The organism is Burkholderia multivorans ATCC BAA-247, assembly GCF_000959525.1.
Taxonomy (GTDB): Bacteria; Pseudomonadota; Gammaproteobacteria; order Burkholderiales; family Burkholderiaceae; genus Burkholderia; species Burkholderia multivorans.
In genome coordinates this window covers 1,735,561-1,750,313 of sequence record NZ_CP009831.1, presented here as the reverse complement: position 1 = coordinate 1,750,313, position 14,753 = coordinate 1,735,561, and the positions used below count along the sequence as shown (strand labels likewise).

At 65.3% G+C, this 14,753-nt stretch carries 12 protein-coding genes; 7 read left to right on the top strand and 5 right to left on the bottom strand.

The features are described 5' to 3' along the window. Positions 1-7: 7 nt before the first annotated feature. On the top strand, positions 8-1,360 hold the full coding sequence (locus NP80_RS09895; RefSeq protein WP_045593412.1) for an ABC transporter ATP-binding protein: 1,353 nt from the start codon (positions 8-10) through the stop codon (positions 1,358-1,360). Between the two features lie 50 nt (positions 1,361-1,410). On the opposite strand, the gene NP80_RS09890 is transcribed toward NP80_RS09895, so the two are convergent. The 5 genes from NP80_RS09890 to NP80_RS09870 all read right to left on the bottom strand — a co-directional run bounded on the left by NP80_RS09890 (position 1,411) and on the right by NP80_RS09870 (position 6,904). Next, positions 1,411-2,529: a type VI secretion system protein TssA gene (locus tag NP80_RS09890; protein WP_006410789.1), complete on the bottom strand. Its 1,119-nt coding sequence runs from the start codon at positions 2,527-2,529 to the stop codon at positions 1,411-1,413. Beyond that, a complete protein-coding gene (gene tssG / locus NP80_RS09885) occupies positions 2,526-3,599 on the bottom strand; it encodes a type VI secretion system baseplate subunit TssG (protein ID WP_006410791.1) in 1,074 nt (357 codons plus the stop codon). Before tssG ends, NP80_RS09890 begins: the two co-directional genes overlap by 4 nt. Then, positions 3,599-5,488: a type VI secretion system baseplate subunit TssF gene (gene tssF, locus NP80_RS09880; protein ID WP_006410786.1), complete on the bottom strand. Its 1,890-nt coding sequence runs from the start codon at positions 5,486-5,488 to the stop codon at positions 3,599-3,601. Before tssF ends, tssG begins: the two co-directional genes overlap by 1 nt. A gap of 35 nt (positions 5,489-5,523) precedes the next feature. Further along, positions 5,524-6,090, bottom strand: coding sequence for a type VI secretion system baseplate subunit TssE (gene tssE / locus NP80_RS09875; RefSeq protein ID WP_006410793.1), 567 nt, complete (start codon positions 6,088-6,090; stop codon positions 5,524-5,526). Positions 6,091-6,199: 109 nt separating this feature from the next. Continuing rightward, positions 6,200-6,904 (bottom strand): TagK domain-containing protein, encoded by a 705-nt coding sequence (locus tag NP80_RS09870; protein ID WP_006410785.1) that lies wholly within the window; start codon positions 6,902-6,904, stop codon positions 6,200-6,202. Between the two features lie 480 nt (positions 6,905-7,384). Here NP80_RS09870 and tssH point away from each other — a divergent pair, with 480 nt between their 5' ends. From tssH to tssK, 6 genes are all read left to right on the top strand, one after another. Beyond that, complete coding sequence (gene tssH, locus NP80_RS09865; RefSeq protein ID WP_006410790.1) at positions 7,385-10,066, top strand: type VI secretion system ATPase TssH; 2,682 nt, start codon at positions 7,385-7,387, stop codon at positions 10,064-10,066. Between the two features lie 36 nt (positions 10,067-10,102). Next, on the top strand, positions 10,103-10,642 hold the full coding sequence (tssB, locus tag NP80_RS09860; RefSeq protein ID WP_006410787.1) for a type VI secretion system contractile sheath small subunit: 540 nt from the start codon (positions 10,103-10,105) through the stop codon (positions 10,640-10,642). Between the two features lie 27 nt (positions 10,643-10,669). Continuing rightward, on the top strand, positions 10,670-12,163 hold the full coding sequence (gene tssC, locus NP80_RS09855) for a type VI secretion system contractile sheath large subunit (RefSeq protein WP_006410784.1): 1,494 nt from the start codon (positions 10,670-10,672) through the stop codon (positions 12,161-12,163). A gap of 90 nt (positions 12,164-12,253) precedes the next feature. Beyond that, positions 12,254-12,739 carry an Hcp family type VI secretion system effector gene (locus tag NP80_RS09850; RefSeq protein ID WP_006396709.1) on the top strand — a complete coding sequence of 162 codons (486 nt, stop codon included), beginning with the start codon at positions 12,254-12,256 and terminating at the stop codon, positions 12,737-12,739. 78 nt (positions 12,740-12,817) lie between these two features. Then, positions 12,818-13,321, top strand: a complete 504-nt coding sequence (gene tssJ / locus NP80_RS09845; protein ID WP_006410792.1) for a type VI secretion system lipoprotein TssJ — start codon at positions 12,818-12,820, stop codon at positions 13,319-13,321. Between the two features lie 31 nt (positions 13,322-13,352). Then, complete coding sequence (tssK, locus tag NP80_RS09840) at positions 13,353-14,699, top strand: type VI secretion system baseplate subunit TssK (protein WP_006410794.1); 1,347 nt, start codon at positions 13,353-13,355, stop codon at positions 14,697-14,699. Positions 14,700-14,753: the final 54 nt, after the last annotated feature.

The window sequence follows — 14,753 nt, the reverse complement described above, 5'->3', positions numbered from 1 at the left end:
AAGCGCGATGCAAAACCCGACCGTTGTGAACGCCCCCGTGCAGATGCCGTCTACGCCGCCGTCGCAGGTGCCGCATGTCGGCGAAGAAATCCTGCGCGTCGAGCACGTTTGCCGCGGCTTCAACAAGACGCAGGGCGAACTGCTCGTGCTCGACGACGCGAACCTGTCGCTGCGCGAAGGCGAAATCGTCGGGCTGCTCGGCCGCTCGGGCTCGGGCAAGTCGACGCTGCTGCGCATCATCGCGGGGCTGATCGAGCCGACCGGCGGCGAAGTCACGTATCTCGGCAAGCCGTTGCGCGGGCCGGCCGAAGGCGTCGCGATGGTATTCCAGACGTTCGCGCTGTTCCCGTGGCTCACCGTGCTGCAGAACGTCGAGGCCGGCCTCGAGGCGCTCGGCGTCGGCGCACGCGAGCGGCGCGAGCGCTCGCTCGCCGCGATCGACCTGATCGGCCTCGACGGCTTCGAGAACGCGTATCCGCGCGAGCTGTCGGGTGGCATGCGCCAGCGCGTGGGCTTTGCGCGCGCGCTCGTCGTCGATCCGACGATCCTGCTGATGGACGAGCCGTTCTCCGCGCTCGACGTGCTGACGGCCGAAACCCTGCGTACCGATCTGCTCGATCTGTGGACGCAGGGCCGCATGCCGATCAAGTCGGTGCTGATCGTCACGCACAACATCGAGGAAGCGGTGTTCATGTGCGACCGGATTCTCGTGCTGTCGTCGAATCCGGGGCGCGTGATCGCCGAGATCAAGGTGCCGTTCAAGCATCCGCGCAACCGGCTGGATCCGGCATTCCGCAAGCTCGTCGACGACATCTACGCGAAGATGACCGCGCGCCAGATCGGCGAGGCGACGAAGAAGGGGCTCGAACTGGGCAGCTGGCTGCCGCAGGTGTCGACGAACCTGATGGCGGGTCTGATCGAGACGCTCGCGATGGCGCCGTATCACGGCCGCGCCGATATGCCCGAGATCGCGCGCTCGCTGCATCTCGAGGTGGACGATCTGTTCCCGATCGCGGAAGTGCTGCAGCATCTGGGCTTTGCGGACGTGCGCGAAGGCGACGTGTTCCTGACGCCGCCGGGGCGCGTGTTCGCGGAATTCGGCACGCAGGAGCGCAAGCTGATGTTCGCGGACCATCTGCTCAAGCACGTGCCGCTGGCCGCGCGGATCAAGAAGGTGCTGAACGAGCGGCCGGGCCATCGCGCGCCGCGTGTGCGCTTCGAGCAGGAGCTGGAGGATTTCCTGTCGGACGGCGCGGCGGAGGAAACGCTCGACGCGGTGATCGACTGGGGGCGGTACGGCGAAGTGTTTTCGTATAACGACAAGACCGAAGTGTTCAGCCTCGAGGATGTCGAGAACTGAACGCCGCGCATGCGTCGCGGCCCGTTACGCCGAAGCGCGACGGGCCGCGATCATGATTCGTCTGCCGCTTCCCATTGGGCGAGCAGCTCCGTCGGAATCGCCTTGACGACATCGACATAGCGCTTTCCGACGAATTGTTCGGCGCGTGCGAGCAGCACCGGAATGGGGCTGCTCGGTTCGTGCGTTTCGAACCAGCGGCGTGCCGCGCAGATCAACGCCAGCGCTGCCTGCCGGTCTGTCGGCGCGAGCGAAGCGGGCGCGACGACGGACGTCGAGGTGGGCGCAGCCGTTTGTGCGTCGTCCACACGGGGCGGGGCAGAAGGCGCGTCGCCGAACACCGGCGGCACCGGCGCCTCGCATGCCTCGCGCTCGGCCGAAGGCAAGGTGTCGGACCGCGTGCCGACCGGCGCGTCGCCAACCTGAAAGAGCCGAAGCAGGCGGACCAACGGGGAAAAATCCGGCAGCGACGTTTCGAGGTGCGTCGCGCACCACGCATCGATGGCGCAGAGATTCGCGATCGCGTCGTCGATGCCCTTCACCGTCGAGGGTTGCTGTTCGCGCAGGTTCTGCAACTGTAGCGCGACCGAATCGGGTGCAAGCGCATCGACCGGCCGCGGATGAGCGAACGCACGCTCGACGTCGCGTACCTGCAGCCGGGCGGCCGTCGATCGCGTCAGGACGATTTCGCGCACGTCGGCGAGCAAGCCTTCCGGATCCGCCAGCGCTTGCAGCGCGTTCATCCGCATTTCCAGCGCGACATGGCGATCGTCGTCGATATCGGCTCGCGGATGCACCTGCTCCGGAAACGCCTGCAACCAGGCAGCCAATAGCCCCGTTCCATCCGCAAGACCTTCCACGCCGGCCAGGCGCGTGCGACAGCGCGCATACAGCACGGCGACGCGCATGTCCTTCGTTCGCGTCATCAGCCGCCGGCAGTCTCGCTCGATCTCGCTCCAGTTCAGCGGCTCGGGCGAACCGACGAAGCCACCGTATTGCACGTCCTGTCTCGGCGCGGTGCCGGCAAACAGCACGACGAAATCGTGGTCGTATTCGAGATCGGGGCCGCATGGCGCCGACTCGCTCAACGGCGCGAGCCAGTTTTCGTGCGGCGTATCGGCGACGGCTACCCGGCCGGCCGTGTTTTTTGTGGTCGACGATTTCCTGCTCATGGTCGATGTCCGGAAGCCATATGGCGGCGATTGAAGTGGCGTGGATGGCGTTCGGGCTCGAAGCGCATGCCGGTGATCGGCTTGTCGGGTGCGGGCCGGCCCAGCCAGCCGGACCAGCCCAAGCGCTGACGGCCGCCCATCACGGCCGGGGGCGCGCTCTCGGGCTGGATGCGAAGCTCGAGTTCCCATTCGAGCTCGCGACCGACGAAGGCGCGCACCCACTCGACGAGTCGTGGCAGGTCTTCGCCCTGCGGCGTGAAGCGCAGGTACGCGTCGAGATCGACGGGGCCGATCACGATGCGGAACCGGTGCTGGCGGTCGGGGGCGACGCGTCCGAGCACGGCGCCGCGGCCCATCGTCGCGGATGCGCCCGGATAGCCCATGCGTCCGCAGTCGGCCGGATCGATTTCGATCCAGTGAAAGACGTTTTCCTCTACCGCAACCGGGACACCGAAATAATGCTCGAGCGTCGCGCGCAGCCCGTCCGGATTGCGCGATTCGCGAATGAGATGGGCCGAGGCGGCCAGGCGCGCATGCGACGGAAGGGGGCGGCGTTCGATCTCGCCGAGCTCGTGCCCGACCAGGCTGGCGACATAGAACGAGAACTGTTCGCGGTGTTTGCGGTCGAGGCCCGCAGCCGCCTGTGCGGAGGCCCACGCACGATAGAACAGCGTGAAGAACCGATGATGGAAGATGTCGAAGAAGTCGACCGTGGTCGTATCGCGGCGGCTGCTTTCCCGATCCCGCGCGATTTCGGTCACGTGGATGGGCAGCGGGCCGTTGGGGCCGAGCATGCCGAGGCCGAACAGCCGCACCTTCAGTTGCCCGGCCGTTTCGTGCGCGCTCGCGATTTCCCGCGGTGCGAACGCCAGGCTCGGCTGCTGGCCCAGTCGGAACGGTTCGGCCTGCGGCCGGCGCGCGGTGCCGATCGGATCGAGTGCGGCGTTCGCGCCGATCCGCCGCATCAACGACAGGAAGCCGAAACGCCAGGGCTCGGCCAGCAGGGCGTCGAGCAGTTCCGCCGACAGCGCATTGCCGCGCAGCGGTGCGGGAAACGCGGCGCGCTGCATCACAGCGCTCCGCGCGTGCCGGTGCGCGCCGGCCAGCGCGCGATCCGGCCGCGTTGCATCGAATGAAGCTCCGTCTGCGTGAAGCTGTTGATCGACACGTGCCGCGCGAGCCAGTGTTCGAGGATCGTGCCGAAAAGATAGGGGCTCACGCCCGAGAAGCCCGTCTCGTCGACGGTCAGCGTGCATTCGATGCCGCGGCCGAAGGTCATCGGGCCGGTTCCCGGCAGCTTGCGCGTCACGGGGCGAGTCTTCGCGCCGACGAGGCTTTCGACCTGCCGGCTTTGCCCGGAGTCGCCATCCACGAGATACAGGCGCAGCAGGTCGCGCAGGCCTTGCCCGCCTTCGCGGTGATCGAGCGCCTCGAGCGGCAGATGGTCGAAGTTCAGCTGGCGGATCAGACGCCATGCCGTTTCCCGCTCGGCATACGGCGGCAACGGTGCGCTCGGCGGCCGGATCAAACCGATGCTGTCGACCGGCGCGGATTGCGCGGTCTCGAGGTCGCGCACACCGTCGCGCGGCACGAGCGTGGCGAGATCGCGGTTCGTCAAGAGCGCGTCGACGGACAGGAAGCGGATGTTTTCGCTGTACGGCGCCTCGGCCTGGTCAACGAGCGAGAGAAACACCTCCGTTCCCACGTACGGCGTGCGTGTGCCGTAGCGGCGCGCCGAATCGGACAGCAGGCGCCGTTCGCGCCGCACCGAAAAATAGCGGCCGTGATTGCCCTCGTCGTTGTTCAGCGTCTGATAGAGCGGCCGGAATTCGAGCTCGGACGACGTGGCGGCGACCTGACCGTAGACGGCGCTGACCGAGAACACCTCGTAGTCGAGCGGCGTGAGTCGAGCCGGAACCAGATGGAATTCGGTGTCGCGCGGCGAAATCTCGACGCGGTCGGTGTGCTTGCGGAACAGATTGACGACGGGCGTACAGAAGAGCGCGAAGCGCGACGCATCGACGAGATTGGCGAGCGGCCCCGGCGCACGGTCGAGCAGCACGACGATCTCGACTTCCCGGCCGTCGATGCGCGAGAACCCTTCGGCAAGGCCGTTCAACGCGAAGAACCAGAACCGCGAGGGGCAGGCAAAGTACTCGTGCAGCAGATTGTGCCCGTGAAACTTGGCCCAGTTCAGCGGCAGCAGGCTTTGATCGGTGCCCAGCCCCTCGTGTTCGACCGCGCGTTCGGTGACGGCCGCCGGCGCGCGGCCGGGCCTGCCGAATTCGCCCGGTGCGCCGATGACCGAGGCGATCGCGCCCGCATGCAGCAATTCGAACAGATGCGACGCGACCTGTTCGTCGCCAGCCAGATAGACCGGGAGCCGGTCGAGTCCTTTCAGGTCGGCGATCCGCACGTTGCCGGTACTCGCGAGCCTGATTCGAAGCGCGCCGCGCACGGGTGTATCGGGCGCGCTATAGCGCGCCAGCGCCGGGATATCCGGCGGAATGCCGGTCAGCCGCGCGTCGGTGATCGCGAGCGGCCACAGCGTGACGTCCTGTCCGCTCGTGAAGCGGCAGGCCGTGCGCTCGCCGTCGGGAACCTGCGCTGTGAACGTGGTGCCGCGCGGGAGGCGATAGCCGTCGACGAGGCTGCCTTCGGTCTGTCCGGGATACACGCGAGCGATCGAGATCGACGGCGTCGGCGCGACGTAGTTCGGATAGATGACCTCGAGCAGCCGTTCCGTGAAGCGCGGAAATTCTGCATCGAGCTTGATCTGCATGCGCGCGGCCATGAAGCTGAACGATTCGATCAGGCGTTCGACATACGGGTCCGCCACCTCGCCGGCCTGCATGCCGAGCCGACGCGCGATCTTCGGATGCGCATGCGCGAATTCGGCGGCGAGCTCGCGCATGTAGATGAGTTCCTGGTTGTAGTAGTCGAGCAGTCGCGGGTCCATCGGAGAGGCCTCGTTGTGGTCGGGGTGTGCCGTGCTCAGCCGGCGCGCATGCCGGTGATCCGGATTTCGCTCGTTTCGAGGTCCAGCGAGCTTTGCACCATGAATTCGAGCGGATACGGATCCATGTGGATCAGGCCGCGCACTTCGAAGGCGAGCACGTTGCGATGTTCGCCGGCGGTATCGGCATCGGTATCGGCGCGTGGCGATACCACGAGCGACTCCGGAATCAGGCGCGGCTCGAAATCGCCGATCGCGCGGCGGATCATCGATTCGACGTCGCTCCAACGGCGCGATGCGATAAAGGTGCCCGCGAGCGGCGGCACGCCGAAATTGACCGTCGATGCGGCGGCTTGCGGATAGCGGGCGCGATCGATCCGGTCTTCGATACTCGTCGTATTGAGCAGATAGGCGAGATCGCGCTGGACGATGTCGCGCATCTGCTTGCGCGTCGCCGTGTATGCCTCGGGCGCTTCGGTTTGTCGATGCGGGGCGTCGTCGCGCAGACGGTCGAGCAGCGTCGGCATCAGATGCGAGCTGGCGCGCCGCGGCGTACGAGCGATCGGGGCATCGGCACCGGGCTGGCGTTTTCGGCGTTCGTTCATGGCTTGATTCGCGTTGCGCGGATACGCGCGTCTATGTGCGCGATCTGATCGGCGGGCGGGACGTGACGTGCACGCCGCGTGGCGGCTGTATCGACGAAGACGAGCATCGTCATGCCGAGTCCTTGCGCAAGGGGGCGGCGAGCGGACTGTCCACGGAGAGCGCGTGGTGCTCGCGCCGGGTCAGCGGCGGCAGGGCGGCGGCGCCGTGCGCGGCCTCGGCATGAAACTCGGGCGGCGCGAACAGGCGCAGGATTTCCGGAACGGCTCCGTCATCGGTCATCGCTTCCGCGTGTCTGTCCAGATGACCGAAGGCATCCTCGATCGTGAGATTGCCGGACAGGAACGTTTCGATCGAGTCCGAATGCCGCTGGCTTTCGCGGGCAGGGAGGTCGTGCGCGTGATCCGGCGCGATCTCGGCCGTGAGCGTGTCGTCCCCCGATGGGATCCATGTCGAAGCGGGCGGTGCGTCAGGGTCGGCGAGGGCGCGCCAGTACTGCGCATGCAGTGCGTCGATCAGCGCATCGGTGTGACCGGATTCGATGTCGGCCGCGTTCTCGGCGGCGTGCGCGCGCGTAGCGCCTTCCCGGGTGCCGATGCCGAGCAGGCCGAGTATGTCGTCGTCGGCGCGCGCGCAATCGAGGGTGCCGTCCAGCCGCAATGCTTCGGCAACGGACTCCCGATGTGTTTTCTCCGGCGCGGGTGCGACGAGCAAGGTGTTCGATCGACGATGCCGGGACAGGCGAAGGAAGCGCATGAACGGGTTCGATTTGCGAAAGATCGGGAAATAAAACGAGAGTATCGATGAATCTTTCATCTCAAAAAATACCCGGTCAACAAAATATCGCGGGGTGACTTAAAAATCGATCGTTAAATAATGCAACGCCGAAAAGGAAATGTGATTCGAATCAAAAGATTGGTGTCTTTTTTCATGTCCAGTATGGTGTTGCTTCGTTGTTTATCTCGAAATAACAACGACTTGAGGGAATGGCTCGCCCTGACGCGGTGAGTGGCTCGTACGAGTCCGATAGATGGCTTGCAAATGCGCTCGACGCGATGAAATATAGGATTTGTACGAATTTGCATTAAATTTAATCGAGTCGATTAATGCATTGACGTATTTATTTTTTCGTGTTGATAATTTGGCTCCTGATTCGAGTCGGCCGTTTTTTTGAATCGGAGAGAGAGAAGCGTGTTTCGAGCGATCGAGATCGCGTCCGGCGTGGCGACCATCGAGGAGTCCTCATCGCCATGACGGATTCGTTCGCAACACGCTAACGAACAAAACCGGACCACCATGAACGTTTCACGCCAGACCTTGTTCGGCAAGCTCGGGGTCGAGCTCTACCGGGGAATCGAATCGGCGACGCGTTTCTGCAAGCTGCGCGGGAACCCGTTCGTCGAACTCGTCCACTGGCTGCACCAACTGCTCCAGCAGCCGGACGGCGACCTGCAGCGGATCGTGCGCCATGCGGATATCGATCGCGATGCGCTCGAGTGCGACCTGGCGCGGGCGCTGGCTGCGCTGCCGGCCGGCGCGAGTTCGATCAGCGATTTTTCCTGGCACATCGAAACGGCCATCGAGCGCGGCTGGGTGCTGGCGACCCTGGGCCATGGCGATCGTCGCGTGCGCGGCGCATGGCTGATCGCAGCGCTGGTCTCGACACCCGAACTGCGGCGCGTGCTCCTCGCCATTTCCGCCGAGTTCGGCAAGATCCCCGTGGCCAATCTTGGCGACGTGCTTCCCGCGTGGATCGACGGGTCGCCGGAGGCGTCGGACGAGCCGTACGATCGCAGCAAGCTGGCGCCGGCGCTGCCGGGCGAGGCCTCCGGTGCCGTGTCGGACGCGCCGAAGGGCAACGCGCTCGAGCGGTATTGCCTCGATCTCACCGCGCGAGCACGCGCCGGCGAAATCGATCCCGTTATCGGCCGCGAACTGGAAATCCGCACCGTGATCGACGTGCTGCTGCGTCGGCGGCAGAACAATCCGCTGATCACCGGTGAGGCCGGTGTCGGCAAGACCGCGGTGGTGGAGGGGTTGGCGCATGCGATCGCCGCGGGCAACGTGCCGCCGAATCTGGCCGACGTCAAATTGCTGAGCCTCGATGTCGGCGCGCTGCTGGCGGGCGCCAGCATGAAGGGGGAGTTCGAGGCCCGCCTGAAGGACGTCCTCGAGGCCGCAGCACGCTCGGCCGCCCCCATCATCCTGTTCGTCGACGAAATCCATACGCTGATCGGCGCGGGCGGGCAAGCCGGCACCGGCGACGCCGCGAATCTCCTGAAACCGGCGCTCGCGCGCGGCACGATCCGCACCATCGGCGCGACGACCTGGGCCGAATACAAGCGGCATATCGAGAAGGATCCCGCGCTGACGCGGCGCTTTCAGGTGTTGCAGGTCGCAGAGCCGTCCGAAGCGGCGGCGGCCGACATGGTGCGCGGCCTCGCATCGACGTTTTCGTCGCATCACGGCGTCGTCGTACGGGACGAAGCGATCCGCGCTGCCGTAACGCTGTCGCATCGTTACATTCCGTCCCGTCAATTGCCGGACAAGGCGATCAGCCTGCTCGACACCGCGTGCGCGCGCGTCGCGCTGTCGCAGCACGCGACGCCGCGCGAGCTGGACGACGTGCGGCAGCGCCTGGCTGCCGCGCGCACCGAAGAAACGCTGCTGGTACAGGAGGCCCGTATCGGTCTCGATGCGGACAAGGCGCTGCATCGCGTGCGCACGCGCATCGACGCACTGGCGACGGAAGAAGCGGCACTCGCGGATCGCTGGCGCGCACAGGCGCAGGCCGCTCAGGCGTTGCTTTCCGCGCGCGAAGCCGCGATCGCGGGCGAGGCGGGTTCGCCGGTATCGCTCGACAGCTTGCGTGAACTCGAACGGACGCTGGCCGCGCTGCAGGGCGATGCGCCGCTCGTCTTTCCCGAAGTGGACGCCGCCATCGTCGCCGAGATCGTCTCGGACTGGACCGGCATCCCGGTCGGCCGCATGGTCACCGACGAGATCGTCGCCGTGCGCCGCCTTCCGGAAACGCTCGCGGCACGCGTGATCGGGCAGAGCGATGCGCTGAACCTGATTGGCGAGCGCGTGCAGACCGCGCGGTCGGGCCTGACCGATCCGAACAAGCCGCTGGGCGTGTTTCTGCTGGCGGGGCCGTCCGGCGTCGGCAAGACCGAGACGGCGCTGGCGCTGGCCGAGGCGCTATACGGCGGCGAGCAGAACCTGATCACGATCAACATGAGCGAGTATCAGGAAGCCCACACCGTGTCGGGCCTGAAAGGCGCGCCGCCCGGTTATGTCGGCTACGGCGAGGGCGGCGTGCTGACCGAAGCGGTGCGCCGGCGGCCCTACGCGGTCGTGTTGCTCGACGAGATCGAAAAGGCGCATCGCGACGTGCACGAAATGTTCTTCCAGGTGTTCGACAAGGGCTACATGGAAGACGGCGACGGCCGCCATATCGACTTCCGCCATACCACCATCCTGCTGACGAGCAACGCCGGCGCCGAGCTTAGCGCGAGCCTGTGTGCAGATCCGGCGCTGTCACCGGATCTCGACGGCCTGCGCGACGCGCTTGCGCCGGAATTGCTGAAGGTATTCCCGGCGGCGTTCATGGGGCGTGTGACCGTCGTGCCGTACCGGCCGCTCGCCACCGACGCGCTTGCCAACATCGTCCGCCTGCATCTGGACCGCGTCGCGAAACGCATGGCAGACACCCATGACATCGCGCTTGTCTGCGACGACGCAGTCGTGCACTACATCGTCGGCCGTTGTCTCGTTCAGGAGACAGGCGCGCGCGTGCTGATCGGCTTCATCGAACAGCACGTGCTGCCGCGCCTTTCCGCGCTCTGGCTCGATGCGTTCGCATCGCGCGTGCCGCTCGCGCGCATCGCGATCGGCGTCACCGACTCCTCCGCGTTGCCCGCACAGGCGCTGACGTTCGAGGCCACCCCTTCTCATCTACTCGAGCCGCGTCGTTGAGCTCGATATCCGCCAACCCCTGTCAGGAGACCGTTCATGTCCGCTAGCAGTTCGCAGAAGTTCATCGCGCGCAATCGTGCGCCGCGTGTGCAGATCGAATACGACGTCGAAGTGTATGGCTCGGAGAAGAAAGTCGAGCTTCCGTTCGTGATGGGCGTACTGGCCGACCTCTCCGGCAAGCATCCGGTCGAGCCGCTGCCGGCGGTGTCCGAGCGTCGGTTTCTGGAAATCGACATCGACAACTTCGACGAGCGGATGAAGGCGATCCGGCCGCGCGTCGCGTTTGCCGTGCCAAATACGCTGACGGGCGAAGGCCAGATGATGGTCGACATGACGTTCGAAAGCATGGAGGACTTCTCGCCGGCCGCGATCGCCGACAAGGTCGAGCCGCTGCGCCGCCTGCTCCAGGCGCGTACGCAGCTGGCGAACCTGCAGACGTACATGGACGGCAAGTCGGGCGCGGAGGCGCTCGTCACCCAGCTGCTGCAGGACCCGGCGCTGCTGAAGTCGCTGGCTGCGGCGCCGCGGCCGGAGCGGCACGAAGCGGGCGCGGCCGATCCTGCCGACGCGAGCTGACCGACAAACCGATCGAGGACGACCAAAATGGCAAAACAGCAAGTGCACGCCGTCGAGGCGCAGGCCGCGACCCAATCCGATTTCACGCAGTTGCTCGAGCGGGAATTCCGGCCGAAGACGGATCAGGCCCGCGCGGCGGTGGAACATGCGGTGCAGACACTCGCGGAGCAGGCGCTCACGCAGTCGATCACGATCAGCGACGACGCCTACAAGAGCATCGCGGCCATCATCGCGCAGATCGATCGCAAGCTTTCCGAGCAAATCAACCTGATCCTGCATCACGACGACTATCAGGCGCTCGAATCCGCGTGGCGCGGCCTGAACCATCTCGTGTCGAACACCGAGACGGACGAGCACCTGAAGATCCGCGTGATGGATGTGTCGAAGGCCGAACTGCATCGCACGATGCGGCGCTACAAGGGGCTGGCGTGGGATCAGAGCCCGCTTTTCAAGCAGATCTACGAACAGGAATACGGCCAGCTCGGCGGCGAGCCGTACGGGTGCATCGTGGCCGACTATTACTTCGACCACACGCCGCCGGACGTCGATCTGCTCGGTTCGATCGCGAAGGTGGCGGCGGCCGCACACACGCCGTTCGTGACCGGTGCGGCGCCTTCGGTGCTGCAGATGGAGTCGTGGCAGGAACTGGCGAACCCGCGCGACCTGACGAAGATCTTCACGCAGAACCTCGAATACACCGCGTGGAATTCGCTGCGCAACACCGAGGACGCGCGCTACGTCGGCCTCGCGATGCCGCGCTTCCTGGCGCGGCTGCCGTACGGCGCGAAGACCAATCCGGTCGACCAATTCGACTTCGAGGAAGACACGAACGGCTCCGACCACAGCCGCTACGGCTGGGCGAACGCGGCATATGCAATGGGCGTCAACATCAACCGCTCGTTCAAGCAGTACGGCTGGTGCTCGCTGATCCGCGGCGTCGAATCAGGCGGCACGGTCGACAACCTGCCGTGCCATACGTTTCCGACCGACGACGGCGGCGTCGACATGAAGTGCCCGACCGAGATCGCGATTTCGGATCGTCGCGAGGCCGAGCTGTCGAAGAACGGTTTCATCCCGCTCGTGCATCGCAAGAACACCGATCACGCGACCTTCATCGGCGCCCAGTCGCTGCAGAAGCCGGTCGAGTATCACGATCCCGACGCAACCGCGAATGCGAATCTGTCGGCGCGCCTGCCGTACCTGTTCGCCTGCTCGCGCTTCGCGCATTACCTGAAGTGCATCGTGCGCGACAAGATCGGCGCGTTCAAGGAGCGCGAAGACATGCAGCGCTGGCTCAACGAATGGATCATGAACTACGTCGACGCCGACCCCGCGAACTCGTCGCAGGACACGAAGGCACGCCGGCCGCTCGCGGCGGCCGAGGTGCTGGTGGAGGACGTCGAAGGCAACCCCGGCTACTACCAGGCGAAGTTCTTCCTGCGTCCGCACTTCCAGCTCGAAGGGCTGACCGTTTCGCTGCGGCTCGTGACGAAGCTGCCGTCGATCAAGGAAGCCGCTTAAGCACCCGGCAGATCCCGCAGGGCCGCATCGGACGCCTTCGGCAGACGACGATCGGCCCGATTCCAACGTTCACTAAAAGGAGTACTACGCATGGCACAGGACATTTTTCTGAAGATCGACGGCATCAACGGCGAATCGCTCGACGACAAGCACAAGGACGAGATCGAGATCCTGAACTGGGATTGGGAAATCCTGCAGGAATCGTCGATGCATTCGGGTAGCGGCGGCGGCGCCGGGAAGGCGACCGTCAAGGATCTCACGTTCGAACACAACATCGACCGCGCGAGCCCGAACCTGATGAAGTACGCGCTGACGGGCAAGCACATCGACCAGGCCGTGCTGGTGATGCGCAAGGCCGGCGGCAACCCGCTCGAATACCTGAAGCTCACGATGAGCGACGTGATCGTTACGCGCGTAAAGCCGTCGGGCAGCAAGGCCGGCGAGGAAAAGAGCCGCGAGACGGTGTCGCTGTCGTTCTCGAAGGTGAAGCAGGAGTATGTCGTGCAGAACGCACAGGGCGGCAGCGGCGGCGCCGTCACGGCGAGCTTCGACATCAAGGGCAACAAGGAAGCGTAAGCGCGATGCGTCGCGCGCGGCAGCGCATTCGCGTTCTCCGCGTGCGGCGCATTGGCAGTTCATCGAGGTGAATTCCGTATGCGTTCGATTCTGACCGCCGCTTCGCTCGCCGTCGCCGTGCTGCTCTCCGCCTGCGCGAGCGGTGAACCGAAGCCGAAGGCGCCCATTCGGCTCGAACTGGCCATCAACGCGGCATCCGACGTGAATCCGGACGATCGCGGGCACGCGGCGCCGATTCTGGTGCGTCTCTATGAGCTGAAGAACGGCAACGCATTCGAAGCGGCGGATTTCTTTTCGCTGGAAACACAGGAGAAGACGGTGCTGGCGGCCGACGTCGTCAAGCGCGACCAGTTCCAGTTGCGCCCCGGCGAGCATCGGAAGGTTGTCCGGCGGCCCGATCCGGAAACGACTGCCATCGGCGTGATCGCGGCCTATCGCGATCTGCCGAATGCGGTATGGCGGTCGGTCTACACGATGCCTGCCGCGCCCGACAAGGCGTGGTACCGGCTTGTTACACCGAAGCTGAAACTGACTGTCGATCTCTCGGCCAAGGCCGTCGCGATCGAGGAAACGAAGAAATGAAACACGTCGTGCAACGAAACGGACGAGACGTATGAGCTGGTACGCCAAGGTCGCCTGGCAGGAAGGGTTGTTTTTCAGACCGCAGCTTTTCCAGCAACAGGAGCGCTACTTCGAGAGATACGCGCACATGCGTGCGGCGCCGCTGTCGCCGTTTTTCTTCGGTTTCGTGCATTACGCGCTCGATCTGGAGTCGCTCGCGCTCGGGAAAGTGATCGTCAAGTCGGCCGCCGGCGTGTTCGCCGACGGCACGCCGTTCGATGCGCCGGGCAATACGCCGCTGCCGCCGCCGTTGACCGTTCGTCCGGAACACCTCGACCAGGTGATCTATCTGGCCGTGCCGGTACGTTTGCCGAACTGCGAGGAAACGACGTTCGAGGATACGCCCGATTCGATGGCGCGCTATCAAGTGTTCGATGCCGAGCTGCGCGACTCGAATTCGGTCGGGCTGGCGCCTGAGTCCGTCCAGCTGTCGAACCTGCGGCTGCGTCTGGTGCCGGAGAAGGAACTCGGCAACGCATGGATCGGTCTTGCACTGACGAGTGTAAAGACCATTCGCGCGGACGGCAGCATCGAACTGGACGACACGATCGTGCCGCCCGTATCGGGCTATGGCGCGAGCGATTTGCTGACGAGCTGGGTCACGAAGATCCACGATCTCGCTCATCTGCGCGCAAATGCGCTGTCGCAGCGGCTGGCCGGCACGGACGACACGACCGCGAGCGCGGCGACGGTTACGGATTACCTGCTGTTGCAGATTCTCAACCGGTACGAGCCCTTGCTGCAGCACATGCTGCGCGTGCCGACCACGTCGCCGGCGGAGGTCTACACGCTGCTGATCGCGATGGCGGGCGAGCTGTCGACCCATCTACGCACCGACACGCGCCGGCCGCTCGATACGCATCCGCCTTATCGGCATACGACTCCGCATCTTTGCCTGAAGCCGCTCGTCGACGACACGCACCGGCTGCTCAATGCCGTGCTCGTGCGTAGCGCGCAGAGCATCGCGCTCGAGGATCGGGGGCACGGCATGCGCAATGCGGTGGTCGATCCGGCCGATATGCAGGGTTTCGCTTCGCTGGTGCTCGCCGTGCATGCGGCGATGCCGCCCGACGTGCTGCGTCAGCAGTTTCTCGCGCAGGTGAAGGCGGGGCCGTCGGAAAAGCTGCCGAGCCTCGTGCGCAGTCATTTGCCGGGTATCGGCATGCAGGCGCTGCCGGTGCCGCCGCGGCAGATTCCGTTCAACGCGGGATATATCTATTACGAGCTGACACAGGGCGGGGCGCTGTGGGAGGAGGTGGTGCGTCACGGCGGGATCGCGTTGCATGTGGCGGGGGAGTTTCCGTCGCTCAAGCTGGAACTTTGGGGTGTACGTGCGTAAGCGACTGGGCACGAATGGGCCGGACGCAGTCGCTAATCGGTGATTCGACGGAGA